General features: G+C 69.3%; 11 protein-coding genes, 2 tRNA genes and 3 pseudogenes. 10 read left to right on the forward strand and 6 right to left on the reverse strand.

The window, feature by feature from the left end:
• Window positions 1–214: 214 nt before the first annotated feature.
• A pseudogene (locus tag GA0074694_RS34260) lies at window positions 215–388 on the reverse strand (hypothetical protein); the annotation flags it as partial.
• Between the two features lie 264 nt (window positions 389–652).
• On the opposite strand from GA0074694_RS34260, the gene GA0074694_RS19595 reads away from it, so the two are divergent.
• Window positions 653–736 (forward strand) — tRNA-Leu (locus GA0074694_RS19595).
• On the opposite strand, the gene GA0074694_RS19600 is transcribed toward GA0074694_RS19595, so the two are convergent.
• On the reverse strand, window positions 718–2,397 hold the full coding sequence (locus tag GA0074694_RS19600; protein ID WP_091460509.1) for a recombinase family protein: 1,680 nt from the start codon (window positions 2,395–2,397) through the stop codon (window positions 718–720). The two genes, GA0074694_RS19595 and GA0074694_RS19600, sit on opposite strands and share 19 nt — an antisense overlap.
• Window positions 2,394–2,660, reverse strand: coding sequence for a hypothetical protein (locus tag GA0074694_RS31000; protein ID WP_141714202.1), 267 nt, complete (start codon window positions 2,658–2,660; stop codon window positions 2,394–2,396). Before GA0074694_RS31000 ends, GA0074694_RS19600 begins: the two co-directional genes overlap by 4 nt.
• A 314-nt stretch (window positions 2,661–2,974) precedes the next feature.
• Between GA0074694_RS31000 and GA0074694_RS19605 the strand changes: the two genes are divergently transcribed.
• Window positions 2,975–3,040 (forward strand) — tRNA-OTHER (locus tag GA0074694_RS19605).
• 385 nt (window positions 3,041–3,425) lie between these two features.
• On the opposite strand, the gene GA0074694_RS19610 is transcribed toward GA0074694_RS19605, so the two are convergent.
• Entirely contained in the window at window positions 3,426–3,959 is a 534-nt protein-coding gene (locus tag GA0074694_RS19610; protein WP_091460511.1) for a flavoprotein, read from the reverse strand.
• Window positions 3,959–5,341 carry a helix-turn-helix domain-containing protein gene (locus tag GA0074694_RS19615; RefSeq protein ID WP_176738011.1) on the reverse strand — a complete coding sequence of 461 codons (1,383 nt, stop codon included), beginning with the start codon at window positions 5,339–5,341 and terminating at the stop codon, window positions 3,959–3,961. The genes GA0074694_RS19610 and GA0074694_RS19615 overlap by 1 nt, the downstream gene beginning before the upstream one ends.
• A gap of 438 nt (window positions 5,342–5,779) precedes the next feature.
• Here GA0074694_RS19615 and fxlM (GA0074694_RS19620) point away from each other — a divergent pair, with 438 nt between their 5' ends.
• The 8 genes and pseudogenes from fxlM (GA0074694_RS19620) to GA0074694_RS34265 form a co-directional block, all read left to right on the forward strand.
• Window positions 5,780–6,943, forward strand: a complete 1,164-nt coding sequence (gene fxlM / locus GA0074694_RS19620) for a methyltransferase, FxLD system (protein WP_218105732.1) — start codon at window positions 5,780–5,782, stop codon at window positions 6,941–6,943.
• Window positions 6,944–7,013: 70 nt separating this feature from the next.
• On the forward strand, window positions 7,014–7,211 hold the full coding sequence (locus GA0074694_RS19625; protein ID WP_091463422.1) for an FxLD family lanthipeptide: 198 nt from the start codon (window positions 7,014–7,016) through the stop codon (window positions 7,209–7,211).
• 211 nt (window positions 7,212–7,422) lie between these two features.
• Complete coding sequence (locus tag GA0074694_RS19630) at window positions 7,423–10,341, forward strand: lantibiotic dehydratase (RefSeq protein ID WP_218105734.1); 2,919 nt, start codon at window positions 7,423–7,425, stop codon at window positions 10,339–10,341.
• Complete coding sequence (locus tag GA0074694_RS19635; RefSeq protein WP_091460520.1) at window positions 10,338–11,567, forward strand: lanthionine synthetase C family protein; 1,230 nt, start codon at window positions 10,338–10,340, stop codon at window positions 11,565–11,567. Before GA0074694_RS19630 ends, GA0074694_RS19635 begins: the two co-directional genes overlap by 4 nt.
• A 57-nt stretch (window positions 11,568–11,624) precedes the next feature.
• The gene (locus tag GA0074694_RS19640) at window positions 11,625–12,497 is read left to right on the forward strand and encodes a thiopeptide-type bacteriocin biosynthesis protein (protein ID WP_245714805.1); all 873 of its coding nucleotides are present in this window, start codon (window positions 11,625–11,627) and stop codon (window positions 12,495–12,497) included.
• Window positions 12,497–13,600 (forward strand): hypothetical protein, encoded by a 1,104-nt coding sequence (locus GA0074694_RS19645; protein ID WP_091460522.1) that lies wholly within the window; start codon window positions 12,497–12,499, stop codon window positions 13,598–13,600. Before GA0074694_RS19640 ends, GA0074694_RS19645 begins: the two co-directional genes overlap by 1 nt.
• A 95-nt stretch (window positions 13,601–13,695) precedes the next feature.
• The gene (fxlM, locus tag GA0074694_RS19650) at window positions 13,696–14,943 is read left to right on the forward strand and encodes a methyltransferase, FxLD system (RefSeq protein ID WP_091460524.1); all 1,248 of its coding nucleotides are present in this window, start codon (window positions 13,696–13,698) and stop codon (window positions 14,941–14,943) included.
• A pseudogene (locus GA0074694_RS34265) lies at window positions 14,940–15,014 on the forward strand (AAA family ATPase); the annotation flags it as partial. The gene fxlM (GA0074694_RS19650) and the pseudogene GA0074694_RS34265, both read left to right, overlap by 4 nt.
• A gap of 135 nt (window positions 15,015–15,149) precedes the next feature.
• Here GA0074694_RS34265 and GA0074694_RS19660 read toward each other — a convergent pair.
• Window positions 15,150–16,170, reverse strand: a pseudogene (locus GA0074694_RS19660) (ISL3 family transposase); the annotation flags it as partial.
• Window positions 16,171–16,427: the final 257 nt, after the last annotated feature.

Genomic DNA, 16,427 nt, shown 5'->3' on the forward strand with positions numbered 1-16,427 from the left:
GATGGTCGTCACCGAGTACACCGGGACCGTGGGTGGCCACCCGCTGGTAGTTGCGGCGAGCCTCGTGGCGGTTGCCGAGTTCCTCCGCGACGCAGGCGAGGTCGAACGCGATCGCGACCATCAACGGGTCGTTGTGCCCCCACCGGCGTTCCCCGGCGGCGAACGCCTCCTCCAGGACCCGCCGTGCCCCGGTCGGGTCTTCGGCCTCCCGATGCAACCGGGCGAGTAGGTGGGCGGTGCCCAGCAGGTCCGGGTGGTCCTCGCCAAGTTGTGGACGGGCCGCCTCGACGGTGTCCGCGAGAAGCTGGCGGGCACCGGCGAGGTCGCCCCCGGCGCGCAGGGCGAGCGCCCGGTTGCGGACGGCGGACAGTGGAGACGGCTGGGACACTCCGTCATGCTGCCGGTAGCCGGCCGTGTAACGCCACCCCGGGTGTGCGACGTCCTGTCCGCGATTCTCCGGTCACGTGGGATTCCCGTAGAAGATCTCGGACCTCAAGCACCTGAGCTGGGAAAATGTGTGTGCGAAGGGTCGGGGAGAAGGCGATGTGCATGATCGAGTCCGGCGGTGTAAAGTAATGCCCCGTGCGGCCCGCCGGGCAGCCAGAGGGCGGTCGAAGACCCCTCCGGCAGCCAGGGTAGGCTGGACGAGCAGGTCCGGGTGGCGGAATGGCAGACGCGCTAGCTTGAGGTGCTAGTGCCCGTATAGGGCGTGGGGGTTCAAGTCCCCCCTCGGACACGATCCATACACCCACGGTCCGCGTTGAGTTTCACTTCAGCGCGGGCCGTTTGTGTTTCTGGATGGTAGACGAGGCGGAGGCCGAGTTGTCGGTAGACCTTAGCCTTGTCGGCGGGGTCGGCGTCGCGGAGCACGGTGGTGATGTCGCCCAGGGCGTGGACCAGGTTGGTGATCTCTGTTCGGCTCATGGGACGCGGTCCGGTCGTTTGAATCATCTGTAGGTGGGCTTCTGCTCGGGTTCGTTCGGCTTGTGTCTGGGCTATCCATCCGGTGACCACTGCGGGGTCCGCTCCGGAGTCGAGGGCGGCTCGGTAGCGTTCGAGTTTCGCGTCGCAGTCGGCAATTGCGGCGCGGGCGGCGGCGGTGGCTGTGGGGGTGTGGTCCGGCTCGGTGTTGGCCATCGCGGTGATGGTGTCCGCGATGCGGCCGGGGGTGAAGGCGGTGGCGAGCCAGGTGTCGAGTGGCGCGATGAGGGCGTCTTCGCGGAGGTAGACGTTGCGGGGGTGGTCGACGTCGTTGGCCAGGGCGTATTCCTGGGGGATCCGGCAGCGGTAGTAGGCGTCGCCGTGGTTGTGTTGGCCCTGCATGCGGCGTTGGCAGGCGGCGCAGTAGACGAGTCCGCGGAACACGTACGGGTTGCGGGCGCGTCGGAGCCGTTGGTTGCCGGATTCTCGTCGCGCGCGTTGGCCGAGCAGGGTCTGTGCCTGTTCGAAGGTGGCGTCGTCGATGAGGGGCGGGTGGACGACCTCTTTGGAGATGATCCACTTGTCGCGCGTGTTCCAGCGCATGACGCCGGTGTGACCGAGGGCGACGTCGTCGACGTCGAGGAGCACCTCGTCGGTGCGTTGTTTGTTCCAGACTTGCCGTCCGGTGTAGCGGGGGTTGGTGAGGATCACGCGGATGGCGCTCTTGGACCAGGCGATGCCGCTGCGGTGTGGATTGCGGGCGCGGTCGTGGGCTGAGGGGCACGGGACGTGGTTGGCGGTCAGCCCTTCGGCGATGGCGAAGAGTCCGTAGCCGGCGAGGAATTCATCGAAGATCCGGCGGACGATCGGCGCGGTGTCGGGGTCTGGAGTGAGCGCGCGTAGACGTTTGCCGTCGGCGGCTTTGGCAGGGTTGGGGTGAGGGCCGAGGTCGCGGAGGGTGTAGCCGTATGGTGGGCGGCCGCCGAGGTAGCGGCCTTCGAGGAGGGTTTGGGCGGCCATGGCGGTGCGGACGCGGAGCTTGATGCGGTTGCGCTCGCCCTTGCTCATGCCGCCGAAGACGGACATGACGAGTTCGTGGGCCTCGTTGTCGGGGTCGATGGGGCCGCCGATCTCGGGTACCCAGAGTTCGACGCCGTAGTGGGCGAACAGTGGCACGGTGAGGCCGAACTGGTTGCCGTAGAAGGCTCGATGGGGTTCGCCGACGACGACGGCGGTGAATCCTCGTTGCGGGGTGCGTAGCGCGGTGAGGAGTTGGCTGGCCTGGACGCGGCGTTGCCAGGGTAGGGAGCGGCTCTGGCCGATGTCGAAGTACTCGGCGACGATGCGGCCGCCGTGGGGTTGGATGAGTGCGGTCGCCCGGCTGAGTTGCCAGCTTCGGGACGATTCGGGGTCCTGGTTGTCCTCTGTCGACACACGGCCGTAGAAGGCGAAGGGTTTTGGTCGAGGGGTGGTCATTGGTTCTCCTGGTCGGTGGTGTTGGTACGGCGGTCGTTGACTCGTCTGAGCAGGTTCAGTAGGGCGGCGGCTGCCCCGGGGTGCAGTTCGGCTGGTTCGCTGGGTGTCACCACGGAGATGACCCCGTTGGTTGCGGCATGGTCGTCGTTGTCGACCGTCCATGAACCGGTGTCTTCGGTCGTCCGGTCAAGTCGCTTGTCGTGGGTCGCAGCCGTTGCCAGACTGGCCTTCCTGGGGTTTTGATGTTTGGGAGGCGTTCTCATTCGCCTCCATCCGGCGGTTGACCCAGTCGGGAGGCAGGTCGGTGGTTGCACGTGATTCGCTCCTGAGCCTCTGCTGTCCCGGTGGGCAAGGGAGTGGGCGGGATGTTGGTGCCGGCACCGCGAGCGGGCGAGGCGGCGAGGCTGTCTGATGCGTCGGCGAGTCGTGCCGTAGCGGATTGGTGGGCCGCCATTGGTGGATGTCCTCCGAGAGTTGGCCGTGTGCCGGTCGTTCTGGTGGGCAAAGAGAAGTGGCCAGTGCATTGGGCACTGGCCACTCATTGAGCAGGGCACGTTGGACCGCCGGTTGTTGAGAGGCGCCTCGCTGTTGGCCTATCTGACTACGGATCAGAAGGTTAGGGGTTCGAGTCCCTTCGGGCGCGCAAGATGCAAGGGTCCTGACCTGTGGAAACGCGGGTCAGGCCCCTCTGCTTTTCCGTCCCTTGTGGACGTTTGAGTGCTCGATGGGTGCTCGTGCGACGAGCATCCCCTGCGTCCCGCCTCGTCCGGTCCCGTCTGTCTGGGGCCGGTTAGGGGTCGATGCTGCCGAACGGGTGGGGCTGGTTCTCCGGTTGTGGGACGACGGCCGTTCCCGCTTTGAGGGATGCTCGGCCGTGACACCGCAGCGGTAGCCGGGGTAGGGGTAGGGGTAGGGGTAGAAGACCGTCGTCACCGTCGGCTGCTTCGTCCAGCAGCACCTGCCCGCCGACCTCCATGCCCTGCGGCCAACGACTGGCCAAGTCGGCAGACTGCCAACCGGCGCTGTTCCTACGGAGCGGTCAGTTTCTGGAGTTCGTCGAGAATGATCTCCCAGCGGAAGGGTTGATCGTCCTGGGTTGGGCGTAGCGCTTGGGTGGGGGTGAGGCGTACGCCGTGGTCGGCGAGTAGTCGCAGGTTGGTGGTGAACGCGGGGTGGCGGGCGAGGGTGGGTTTGACGTAGGGGGAGGCGATGATCGGTAGGCCCGCGCCGAAGGATTCGTTGAGGATGCCGAGGGCGAGGCTGTCGTTGATGCCGGTGGCCCATTTGTTGATGGTGTTGAAGGTGGCCGGGACGACGGCGATGGCGTCGGCGCGTGATAGGACGCTCGGCTCGTCGGGGTGCCGTTGTCGGTAGCTGACGGGCTGCCCCGTGATGGTGGCCAGCCGTTCGGTGGGAAGCCAGGTGTGTGCGGTTTCCGTCGCGATGATGTGCACGTTCCAGTTGTCGTGCTGTACCGGCTCGATCAGCTCGGCGATGTGCCGGGCCGGTGGAGCGGCGCAGACCACCAGGTGGAGGAGACGGGTGTCCGCGGAGCCGGACATTAGGCGGTGACCTCGGCGCGCTCAGCGAGTGCCCGCAGGCCGGGAGTGATGGCACGCCTTTCGCGGGCGAGTAGGTCGCCGATCATGCGGCGCGTCCTGCCGTGCGTATGGACCTTCTGGGGTGCGATTCGTTCGGCTTCGAGAAGGTGCAGGACGGCTGCGGGGTCGTTGTCGGGCGATGTCGCGTAGGCGGCCGCGAGGTCGAGGTGGACTTGGGCGCGGCGGCTGACCAGGGCTGCCGGCAGCGACGAGGTGTCGAGTCGTTCTCCAAGATGGATGGCTAGCTGCGGCCTGTCCGTTCGCGCAGCGATGGAGATGCGGTGGATCATGACGTTTGTCGGTCCGAACCCGGTCCACAGGTCGTTGCGATCACTGCCGAGTAGCCGGGCCAGAGCGTAGGCGTCGTCGAGGTGCTGACCGGCTGCGGCGGGCTGGGCCTGGCGAGCGGCGATCAGTCCCGCGAGAAGGGTCAACGCTCCGCGGGTCGACAGGACACGTGGTCGCGTCGATACTGGGTCTCTTCTGACCCGGCCGAGGGCGGAGAGCACCACCTCCTCGGCGTCGTCGACGCGGTTCGGCATGGCCAGTAGCGCAGTGCCCACCGAGAATGCTGTAGCCGCGACGAGGGCAGCGTCCTCGGTCTGGTCGGCCGCGATACACGCGGCGCGGTCGGCGGCTACCCAGGCGAGGCTGGGATCGCCGAGTTTGACGGCGAGCTTGGCAGCGGCGAGGTTCGCTGCCGCCAGTATGGCGGCAGCTCGGAGCCGTTGCGTGTCGGTGCAGGTGCGGGTCAGGAGGTGCGCCTGCTCCAGAGTGTCGGGCAGCGCGCGGACCGTCTCGGCGTAGTTGCCACGCTGATAGAGGCTGTGGACGTGGGCTACCCGCTGACGGACCTCCGAAAGCGTGGTGGGCTCGACCGTCTGTTTCGATGCGGCAGGAGCGAGCAGGTGACGGCGTAGCTCGGCCAGCAGACGCGACGGCGCGTCGTCGCGACGGTCAGCGTCCGCCGGAGGCTGGCGCAGGTCGGCCTTATCAGGCAATGCCGTGGTGAGGACGGGTCCGGGCACGTCCGTGTTGGCGAGCGCACCCCACCGGGCCTTGCGCGCGGCCGACTCCTGCTCTGCCCGGAACTGTCGTTCGAGCTGCCGGTAGGCGTCATAGGCGGCGACGAGCTCGCCCCCGGCACTCAACACCGACTCGCACTGCTGCCAGAACACCCGGTCAACTATCTGTCTCCCCCGCTCCACCATCCCCACTGTGCTGCGGGTGGTGAAAACGGCTCGGGCGACCTCGCTCTGGATCATTCCGCGTGCCTTGCGCCGCGTGGCGAGCATTCTGCCGAGGGCTTCCCTGGCCTCCTGGAGTTGCTGGCGATCGATCATGAGCCCTCCCGCCACCCGAGCGTGCATCGCCCCCGATAGCCCTCCTCCGCACGGTCATTCCCGCGGCGCGTCGCCTGGAATGCAACGGGTCGACGTACGGCGACCTGACCTTAGCCGATGCAGCGGTGCGAGTCAGCCAGCGCGCCGCGCTCAACCCAGCGTGTGTGGTTGAGGCGTTCGAGGGCCGATGGGGCCGTGTCGAAAACCGATGTCGAGGGTGTTCGACATGCGTCTGGTTGCGTCTACTGGTTCCTGCGTTACGGATGCCGCACCGGGATTCGGGCGGAGGAGGTATGCCAAGTGGCCGGTGCGACGGCGACTGCTTCGCAACCTCTGGCGAAGCCGCCTGCAGGTCGGCTTAGGCCGGCGACGGCAACAACCCATAACCAGGATAGGAGCCACATGACTACCGCAAGTGGGAGAGGTGCACGGGATCCCATGGCGCTGCGGACGGCGATGGTGGCGGAGCTGAGCGAGGACACGATCAGGTCGGAGGCGGTGGCTGCCGCGTTCTCGGTCGTGCCGCGTCACCTGTTCGCCCCTGGCGAGTCTCTGGACGTGGTGTACGACTCGAACACCCCGTTGGTGACGAAGACCGGTACGGACGGTACGGCGCTCAGTTCGGTGTCGGCGGCGCACATTCAGGCGGTGATGCTGGAGCAGGCCGAGATCGAGCCGGGGATGCGGGTTCTGGAGACCGGTTCGGGTGGGTACAACGCGGCGCTGATCGCGGAGCTGGTCGGTCCGCAGGGTGCGGTGACGTCGGTGGACATCGACCCGGAGATCGTCGCTCGGGCCCGCGCCTGCTTGCAGACCGCCGGCTACGACCGGGTGCGGGTCGTGCAGGCCGACGCCGAATACGGTGTACCGGAGCAGGCACCGTACGACCGGATCATCGTCACGGTCGGGGCGTGGGACATCCCACCGGCTTGGATCGCCCAGCTGTCCGAACGGGGCCGGATCGTGGTGCCACTGCGGTTTGCCGGCCTGTCCCGCTGCGTCGCCTTCGACCTGACCGGAGGGCACCTCGTCAGTCACAGCTACTGCCTTGGCGGGTTCGTGCCGATGCAGGGCGCGGGCGCCTATTCCGAGACGCTGGTGCCGATCAACGGAGAGGCGACGCTGCGCGTGGACGGGCCGGACCCGGGCTTCGACGTGCCAGCGCTACGCAAGGCGGTTCACGCACCGAGGATCGAGCGGTGGTCCGGGGCGGCGTTCGACATGCCCGACGAGCTGGAGTTGTTCGTGGTGACCAGCGCGTCCCACGTTCCGTTCCTGTACGCGAGCCAGCAGTTGGTGGACCAGGGTGTGTTCAGCCCGGCGGTGACCTACGGCACGGCCGCCGTGGTCGAGGGCGGCAGTTTCGCCTACCGGACGAAACGCGGGAACGAGGGCCTCGGCGGATGGGAGAGCGGTGTCTACGCCTACGGCCCGCAGGCCGAGGCGGTCGCTGACAGGTATGTCGGGCTGTTGCGCCGCTGGGCGGCCGACTTCCGCCGTCGCGGGGCCGCGCGGATCGAGTACCTGCCCACCAGCGCAGGCGTGCCGGACGGCTGGTACGTGCCGAAGCGCCACGGTGCCGTCGCGGTGTCCTGGCGCTGACAGCTACCGGCGTCCCAGCCGGGGCACCGGATGGATCACAACCCTTTCGAAGGAGGCTGTCGTGTCGATCATGACCGAGGAGCGGACCGCTCCGCTGGCGTCGCCGGTGGCGGTGGACGGGAAGAAGGACGAGTTCGGGCCGGACGACTGGGAGCTGGACATCACGTTCGTCGAGTCCGGCGAGAGCGTCGACAAGCTGATCTACATGACGAACGACGGGTGCGGCAAGACCTGCCAGTCCGCCTGCAGCACCACCTGCCCGGCGTAGGCCGGAGACCTGGGGCGTCTGGCCAGGTGGGTTTCGTCCGCGTGGCCAGACGCCTCCCGTTCCCAGGGGAGGACATGTGTACCGGTACCTGGATGCGCTGGTGGTGCGCGCGTCGACCTGCTCTCCCGATTGGTTGGTCGGCGGTTGGCCGGACCTGACCGGCGCGGAGGCTGCAGGGTCGTGGCAGCGATGGTTGGAGCAGGTGTCCGCGGTGCCGCGGTTCGCGGCGGCGGTGGAGTTGGCCAGCCCCGTGCTCGCCGACCGTGTCCGCGCGGTCTGTGCCGGCCGCGTCGGGGAGGGGGAGGCGCGGCGGGTAGTCGTGTCGGTCCTGCGGTACCTGCTGCGGGCGCGTGGCCGGGCGACGCCGTACGGCTTGTTCGCCGGGGTCGCCGCCGCCCGCTTGGCCCCCACCGCCGCCGTCCGGTTCGGTGACGGACACCGAGCGGTGCTTCGGGTACGGGCGGCGTGGCTTTCGGGCCTGGTCGACCGGCTGGAGGCCGATCCGGTGCTTCGGCCGCATCTGACGGTCCGCGCCAACAACCTCCTAGCGCGCCGGGATGGGCAGATCGTGCTGGAGCACCGCCCCCACCAGAATCTCGGGGAGCCGCCCACCCAGGTACAGGTACGCGCCACCGGCCCGGTACTCGCGGCGCTGACGGCAGCGGCGGACCCGATTCGACTGGACGATCTGGCCAGCAAACTCGCCACCGACCACGCCGTGCCCATTCACGTTGTGCACGCGCTGCTCGCGCAGATGGTGTCGCAACGGCTCCTGCTGAGCGCGCTACGGCCGGCGACTACCTGCACTGATCCCCTGTCCGCCGTCACCGCCGCCCTTCAGCAGGCGGTGGCCGACGCCGCCGACAGCACCCCAGACGACGGCGCGCTCGCCCGGGCACGTGCGACGCTCGGCGTACTGCACACCCTCGCGCAGCGGGCTGCGCCGGACACCGCGACGACCGGCGCACGGCAGCGCGCGCAGGTGGCCGAGACGATGACCGGTCTACACCCCGCCGACGAGTCACCTGTCGCAGTCGATCTGCGCTTGGACGCCGACGTACGTGTTCCTGAGATCGTCGCGGTAGAGGCGGCGAGCGCGGCCGGTGCCCTGGTGCGTCTCGCGACTGTCGGTCGAGGAGGGTGGGCGGCCTGGCACCGCCGTTTCCTCGAGCGTTACGGACCCCATGCGGTCGTGCCGGTCCGTGACGCGGTGGACGCCGACCTTGGCCTGGGCTACCCCGCCGGTTACCACGGCACCACTCCCACACCGCCACCGGCCCTGACCACGCGTGATCGGAAGCTGCTGACCCTTGCCCAGGAAGCGGCGCTGCGACGCGAACGCGAGATCGTGCTCGATGACGCCGCCATCACCGACCTCGCCGACAGCGCACCGGTCAGGCACGTCCAGCCGAGCACCGAGCTGACCGTCACCGTGCACGCCCGTACCGCGCAGGACCTCGACCGGGGTGAGTTTCTGCTGGAGGTGGTCGGAGTGTCCCGCAACGCCGGCACCGTCACCGGCCGGTTCATCGACCTGCTCGACCCTGCGGATCGGCAGCGCATCGCCAGCCAGTACGCGGCCCTACCTGGCGTGACCCGTGGTGCATTGCGTGTCCAGGTGTCGGCGGTGACCCCCTACACGGTCACCGAGGACGTGGCCCGCGCCCCACAAGTGATGCCGCACCATGTCTCGCTCGGGGAGTACCACGTCAACGCACCCAACCGGATCGCGCTGGACGACATCGCGGTCACTGCTAACGCCGACCGGGTCTACCTGGTGTCGGTCTCCCAGCGGTGTGTGGTGGAGCCGACCGTGCTCAACGCGGTCGAGCAGGTGCACTACACCCTGCCGATCGTGCGGTTCCTCACCGAGGCCCCCACCGCCTTCACGACACCGTGTGGCGGGTTCGACTGGGGTGCTGCCAGCGGTCTGCCGTTCCTACCCGCCTTGCGCTACCAGCGGAGCATCCTGTCGCCAGCACGCTGGCTGCTACCGGCAAGCGCCCTACCCGCCCCCGCCACGAGCTGGCAGGAGTGGAGCCGGGCCCTGGCCTCCTGGCGCGACACGGCTGGCTGCCCGCCGGGGGTGTACCTCGGCGAGAGCGACCAACGCATCCACCTGGATCTCGCCGAGCCGGCTCATCAGGCACTGCTGCGCGACCACCTGCGTCGCACCCCGACCGCCGTGCTGCGCGCCGCGCCTCCGCCTGACACGGCTGGCTGGATGGGCGGGCACGCCCACGAGATCGTCGTCTCCTTGGCCGCGACGGTCGACCCGGCAGCACCACCACGCACGCTTGCCACCGCACCCGTGGTTGACGTCCGCGAATACGGACACCTCCCCGGCGGCGGTGACCGCCTCTTCGTCAAGCTGTACGGCCATCCCGACCGGCAGACACCGATCCTTACCCGACACCTTCCGTCCCTGATCCGCCAGCTCAGCCCACAGGCACGGTGGTGGTTTCTGCGCTACGGCGACCCGGAACCGCACCTGAGGCTGAGACTGACGGGCGACGCGAGCACCGCGACGCTCGCCGAGTGGACACGCGACCTGCGCCGCGTCGGCCTGCTCGCGCGGGTACAGGTTGACACCGACTACCCGGAGACCGCTCGCTTCGGCGGACCCACCGCCGGCACCGCCGCCGACGAGGTCTTCGCCACCGACTCCGCAGCCGCGCTCACGCAGTTGCTCGCCATCGATAGCAGGCTGGCACCCGCTGTCCGTGCGGTGACCGCGGCGAGCCTGCTGGATATCACTACCGCAGTGATCGGCGATACCAGGACCGGTATGCGATGGCTGATCGACCACACGCGCCCGCACCGGCCCGCCCCACCCCGCGACGTCTACCAGCGCACGGTCGCGCTCGCCAACCCCGACCAGACCGGCCTGGACATACTCGGCAACGGCACCGAACTGCGGACTGTCTGGCAGCGTCGCCGCGAGGCGCTGAACACCTACCGCGACGCCCTGCACACCGCAGGAGCCGCCGTGGACAGTGTCTTGCCTGACCTGCTGCACCTGCACCACACCCGCATGATCGGCCCCGATCCGGACAGCGAACGCGCCTGCCTGCACCTGGCCCGTGCCGCCGCGCTGAGCTGGACCGCCCGCGCCCGGAGCCAACCATGAGCCCCACGGACCCGAGCGCGCTCGCGGCATCGACAGCCATCGCCGAGGCACTGGCCGACCCACAAGCCATCCAGCCCGCATTCCAGGGGCGAGCGAGGCCACAATCCCTCGCGGGCGGCGCGGTCGGTATCGCATTGCTGCACATCGAACGCGCCCGCACCGGCCACGGCGACGACACCGTAGCCCACACCTGGCTGAAACTCGCCGCGTCCCAGCCGATCAGCGCCGGCGGCAACGCCAACCTGTTCCACGGCACACCAGCCCTCGGCCTCGCCCTGCACGCCGCCGGCACGACCCGGTACCGGCGCGCGCTGGCCGCGCTCGACGACACCACCATCACCCTCACCCGAGGGCGCCTGGCCGACGCTAACGCCCGCATCGACCGGGGCGACCCGCTGCTGATGCGCGAGTTCGACCTGATCCACGGCCTGACCGGACTCGGCGTCTACCACCTGCACCGCCACCCCGGCCACCCCGTCACCCGCGACGTACTCGCTTACCTGGTCCGCCTCACCCGCCCTCTCCCCGGCCAACGCGGCACCACCAATTTGCCGCCGTGGTGGATGCCGGTCGGGCTGTCCGGCGAACCCGACTCCGACCACCCAAACGGGCACGGGAACCTGGGAGTCGCCCACGGCATCAGCGCCGTCATCGCGCTGCTCTCCCTCGCTGTCCTTCACGACCTGACCACCACCAGCCTGCGCGACGCTCTCGCCCGGCTCTGCGCCTGGACCGATCAGTGGCGCCGGGACGACGACGCCGGCCCGTGGTGGCCCGGCTACCTCACCATCGACCACACTGGCCGCCTCGAACCGTCGCTTCGTCCCCGGCCCTCCTGGTGCTACGGCATCGCGGGCACCGCCCGGGCCCAACAGTTGGCCGGCATCGCGCTCGGCGACGCCCGCCGACAGGCAACGGCCGAACGCGGGATCCTGGCCGCACTGCGCGAACCGACCCGACCCGCCCTACTCCCTGAGATCGGCCTGTGCCACGGCAAAGCCGGCCTGCTCCACGCCGCATTCCGCATGGCAGTCGACGCCCGCAGCCCGGTACTGGCCGCCGAACTACCCGACCTGGCCGGCCACCTCGCCGCCCAACTACTCCGCGAGCCGATAACCGAACCGGAACTCATGGACGGCGCGGCCGGAGCCGCCCTCGCGCTGCACGCCGTCGGCACCGGCACCCCACCCATGTCCGCGTGGGACGCAGTCCTCCTACTCGCCTAACAACACCCGACCCGCAAACCGCACTCACCGCCAAAGGAACGCGATGATGCCGTCGCCATGGCTCCAGATCACCATCGAGCTGCCCGATCCGGACCGGGCCGAGCACACCGCCGTCACCCACCTCGCCCCCGTACTCATGAAGGCGGAAGCCGACAGGCGCATCGCTGGCTGGTTCTTCATCGAAAGACACCCCAGTGGCGGCTGCGCTACCTCCCCACCGAGGAGACCACCCTCGCGCGGGAGCACCTCTTCACCCGCCTCGACGCCTTCATCCGTGAACGGCACATCACCCGCGCGGTTGAGGCCGTCTACGAACCCGAAACCCGCGCCTTCGGCGGTGACCAAGCGATGGCCGTCGCGCATGAACTGTGGCACGACGACAGCCGACACGTACTCGGCTACCTCGCTACCACCGCAGCAGACCCCACCACCCGCCGCCGCCGCGAACTCGCGATCCTGCTTGCCAGCACCCTGCTACGCGCGGCCGGCCTGGACTGGTACGAGCAAGGCGACGTCTGGTCCAAGATCGCCCACCACCGGACCCCGCCCGACAACCCCAGCCCCGACAAGACCCCGGCTTTCCAGGCAAGGCTGCGCCGGCTGATGAGCACGGACCTGACCAACCTCAACCAACCGGCATCGCCGCACCTGATGGGTGCCGACTGGGCTGCCGCGTTCACCACCGCAGGCCACGACCTAGCCCACCTCGCCGGCACCGGCAACCTCCGCCGTGGGCTGCGCGACATCCTCGCCCACCACGTCATCTTCGCGATGAACCGGATCGGCCTCCCCGCGACCACCCAGGCCGTCCTCGCCACCCACGCCGCCACCGTCATCTTCGGCCCAGACCCCACCGTCCAACCAGCCACAAACGCCACCTACCAGCACGCCCACGCGACGGTCACCGCAGCCAGAGCGGGAACCGGCTAATGGACCCGACCGGCGCGCAAGCCCGTAGATTCCCCCTCGTCGCCCGGCCCCGACCCGCCTGCACCCCACTGCCCGAGCGGGTAACCGACCTGACCCGCCGCGCTGCCGCCGCCACCCGCAACGACGACCCTGCCGCCGCAACCGCCGTGGTCAACCTCGCCGCCCTGCTCGCATCAGACTGCGGACGATCCGACCTGGCCCGGCAATGGTCAGCACGGCTCGCCCGCTCCGCGCTCGTCCACCCCGCACCCGACTTCCAAACAGCAAGTCACAGCCTCGAACCCATCATCAACCTCGCCCGGCTACGCACCCGCGCCGGCGACGGCACCGGAGCATGGCGGCTCCTCGAAACCCTCTACCGGGCCATCGCATCCCGCACCGACACCACCATCGACGGCATCACCGTCCCCGCCGCACACCTGACGCCTGAGCCCACCGCACACCGCAAACTCCGCCAATGGCTCTGGACGGTCCTGCTGTCCAGCGGCGCGCACGCCCTCGCCGCCGCCGGCCGATGGGACGACGCCTACCGCCGGCTCCAACAACACAACGGCATCGGCCGCCGCATGCTCGACGGCCGGCAGGTCGCTGTCATAGCCCACGCCACCGCAGGCAGACGTGCCCGCGCCCTGGAGCTACTGCACGACACCGAGCCAGGCGAACCGTGGGAACGCGCCGTCACCGCATCCCTGACCCTGCTGTGCCAGCAAGCCGCCATCACCAGCACCACCCAACGACACGCCGTCGCCGCCTACCAGAGGCTGGACACCACAGCAGCAAACCTCGTCGTGTTCCACACCCGCCTGGGGATGTGCCTCGCCGACGCGCTCGGCGGCGTCGAGCAGCCTGCGGTACAGGCCATCACCGCCGACCTCATCGAGCGGGCCAACGGCGATGGATACGCCGCCCGAGACGTCCTCGCCCACCCCGGATGCCGCGCCATCCTCAACCAACGACAGGCCGAACAACTCACCGAGCAGGTCACCGCCTGCGGACTCGACGCCGGCCATATACCCGCGCGCTTGCTGACCGAAATCGCCGACGCCCTAGACACCGCCGAAGCCGTCATCCGGGTAGCACTCACTGCCGGCACATCGACGTGAGCGCCACGACCCGACGGGAAAGGCGCTTTATGTCGCATGCGCCCTATATTGTCGCGCCGTTCGTGCAGAGACCCCACCGACCGGAGGTTTTGATCATGGCTGGTTCCGCGCTCGACACCATCTCGGAAATCGACAGTAGCCCGGAGGAGGCCCGGGCCCGGCTGGTCGACCTGTTGCTCGCTGACGGCCGGATCACCTCACCGGAGGTGGAGGCGGCGTTTCGTCGGGTGCCGCGGCACCTGTTCGCCCCCGGCGGGGTCAGCGTCGACGCCGCGTACGCCGACGACGTGGTCATCACGAAACGTGGTCCGGACGGGCGCGCGACCAGTTCCATCTCCGCGCCGTGGCTGCAGGCCATGATGCTGGAAGCCGCCCGCCTACGCCCCGGTGGGCGTGTGCTGGAGATCGGTTCCGGCGGTTACAACGCCGCGCTCATCGCCGAGGCCGTTGGCCCGCGCGGCATGGTCACCAGCATCGACATCGACTCCGACATCGTCGCCAATGCCCGGACCGCCCTCGACATCGCCGGGTACCCGGACGTCCACGTGGTGCAGGCCGACGCGGACACTGGCTGGCCGGCAAGGGCGCCGTACGACGCGATCGTCGTTACCGTCGAGGCCAGCGACATCCCACCCGCCTGGACCGATCAGCTCGCCTCCGACGGGGTCCTCGTCGTACCGCTTCGGATGCGCGGCAACACCCGATGCCTCACGCTCGCCCGCGACGGCGACCATCTCACCGCCACCGATGCGATCCTCTGCGGCTTCGTGCCCATGCAAGGCGCTGGCGCCAACCCCGTGACGCGGCGGGCGCTGCGCGGTGACGACGTGACCCTGCGCATCGACGACCCCGAGACCCGAGCCCTCGACCTCGACGCCCTGACCCCGGCGCTGGACGGTCCCGGGGTCGATGCCTGGTCCGAGGTGACCATCGCACCCGCGACGCCGTTCGAGTCGCTGCACCTCTGGCTGGCCAGCCAACCCCACCCGTACGGTCTCCTCGCCGTGGACCGGGACCGCGCTGCGGACATGGACCCGCAGAACTGGGTCTCCTGCCCTGCCCTTCTCACGGGCGACAGCATCGCCTACCTCACCATCCGCCAGCTCGACGACAGCACCTGGGAGTTCGGCGCCCGTGGCTACGGATCCGACGCCGCACCACTGACCCAGCTCGTCGTCGACCTCATCACCGTCTGGGACCGTGACCACCGCAAGCAGCCCGGCCCGGACATCAGGGTGTACCCCACCGGCGTCACCATTCCGCCCACCGCCCAACCACAACTACTCGTTCCTCGCCACCACACCACCGCCGCGATCACCTGGACCGCCGGGGATCAGCGGTGACCGCTACCGAGCCGACCCTTGTCGTCGTTCGCGGGAACTCCGGTAGCGGGAAGACGACCGCCGCCCGTGAGGCCCGCCGACGCTACGGCCGGGGCATCGCACTCCTGGAGCAGGACCACCTGCGTCGGATTGTGCTGCGCGAACACGACAGCTCACACATCGACCCGGTCGCTCCGGCGTTCATCACCGCGACCGCCCGCACCGCTGTCTTCGGCTCGGCGTTTGCGCAGGTGTTCGCGGTGGGGGTCGACGAGGCTGGCCCGGTACTTGGGGACGCGGAGCATCCGCTGGGGCCGGTCGGTGCGCGCGTAGCGTTTGACGGTGTTCAGGGCCAGCTGCAGGCGGCGGGCGCACTCCAGCAGGCCCACGCCCTGGTCGAGCAGGTCATGGACCTGGTGCCAGTGTTGCAGGGTCGTCCGCGCGCGGGGCCCGTCATACAGGGGCGCGTCCAGCACGGCGGCCCAGCAGGTGCTGGATGCCTTCACCTCGCTCAGGGCGGCTTCGCACAGGTTGTGCCACAGGTGCCACCGGTCGGCGACCTGCACCGCGTCGGGCAGGGCGCGGCGGATGGCCTTGGCATAGGTGGCGGGGCCGTCACGGCACACGACCTGCACGCCCGGATGTTCGCGTAGCCACGCTTCGAGGGTGTGGGCGGTGCGGTCGGGCAGCACGTCGATCCGCTCGTGTTTCGGCGTCGATCAGCACGGTGGCGTAGCGGTGCCGCCGGCGCAGAGCGAAATCGTCCACGCTGATCACGCGGGGTGTCCGCCCGGTGGGCAACGGGATGCGTAGCAGGGCGCGCAGGGCCGTGTGACGGGACAGGCCCATGGCGAGTGTCGCCAGCAGACGGGCTCCTGCCCGGCCCGCTAACTCCTTGGCCGCGGCCTTGACGTGCCGGGACAGGCGGGCCGTGCGTCGCTGGTATCGCTCCAGCACCCCGGGAACCTGTTCGCGGAAGGTGTGGCGGCAGCCGCGCGTCGGGCACACCAGACGCCGCACCCGCACGCGGACCACCACCCGACGCCCGTCGACCGGAACGTCGGCCACCGTCCGCCAGTGATAGCCGTGGACCCGTTCCGACGAGGCCCCGCACGTCGGGCAGACCGCGGTGTCCTGCGGCGTCGGGGCCCGCACCACGATCCGCTCGCCCTCGTCGGCCACGTCCGCTACGACCAGCGGAGAAAGACCCGAAAACACCGTCCGCGCAAGCTCATCGACATCCTTCACGCCAGTGTCGACGACCCTCACGACTCTCCGTCACCACCGAATGTGAGACAGGGCCGAAATCCTACGCAGTCCCGGGTGGTGAACCCACTGCCAGGATTCAGTCGTGGGGTAACGGGGGGGTGGTGGGATGAGTGCGTTGAGTGATGAGGAGCTGTTGGTCGAGGTGTGTGCGGCCCTGGATTTCAGGGCGAGGCGGTGGGCCTCTGTCGTTGTGTCTGGGTGAAACGGAGGCCATCGGTTCCGAGCTGGTTGCGGAC

Origin of the sequence: Micromonospora inyonensis (assembly GCF_900091415.1) — a bacterium.
GTDB lineage: Bacteria > Actinomycetota > Actinomycetes > Mycobacteriales > Micromonosporaceae > Micromonospora > Micromonospora inyonensis.

Excerpts from the sequence above, each read along its gene's own strand:
- fxlM (WP_091460524.1), top strand. The coding sequence starts at position 13,696 with ATGGCTGGTTCCGCGCTCGACACCATCTCGGAAATCGACAGTAGCCCG.
- GA0074694_RS19615 (WP_176738011.1), bottom strand. The coding sequence starts at position 5,341 with ATGATCGATCGCCAGCAACTCCAGGAGGCCAGGGAAGCCCTCGGCAGA.
- fxlM (WP_218105732.1), top strand. The coding sequence starts at position 5,780 with ATGGCGCTGCGGACGGCGATGGTGGCGGAGCTGAGCGAGGACACGATC.
- GA0074694_RS19645 (WP_091460522.1), top strand. The coding sequence starts at position 12,497 with ATGGACCCGACCGGCGCGCAAGCCCGTAGATTCCCCCTCGTCGCCCGG.
- GA0074694_RS19625 (WP_091463422.1), top strand. The coding sequence starts at position 7,014 with ATGACCGAGGAGCGGACCGCTCCGCTGGCGTCGCCGGTGGCGGTGGAC.
- GA0074694_RS19635 (WP_091460520.1), top strand. The coding sequence starts at position 10,338 with ATGAGCCCCACGGACCCGAGCGCGCTCGCGGCATCGACAGCCATCGCC.
- GA0074694_RS19600 (WP_091460509.1), bottom strand. The coding sequence starts at position 2,397 with ATGACCACCCCTCGACCAAAACCCTTCGCCTTCTACGGCCGTGTGTCG.
- GA0074694_RS31000 (WP_141714202.1), bottom strand. The coding sequence starts at position 2,660 with ATGAGAACGCCTCCCAAACATCAAAACCCCAGGAAGGCCAGTCTGGCA.
- GA0074694_RS19640 (WP_245714805.1), top strand. The coding sequence starts at position 11,625 with ATGGCTCCAGATCACCATCGAGCTGCCCGATCCGGACCGGGCCGAGCA.
- GA0074694_RS19610 (WP_091460511.1), bottom strand. The coding sequence starts at position 3,959 with ATGTCCGGCTCCGCGGACACCCGTCTCCTCCACCTGGTGGTCTGCGCC.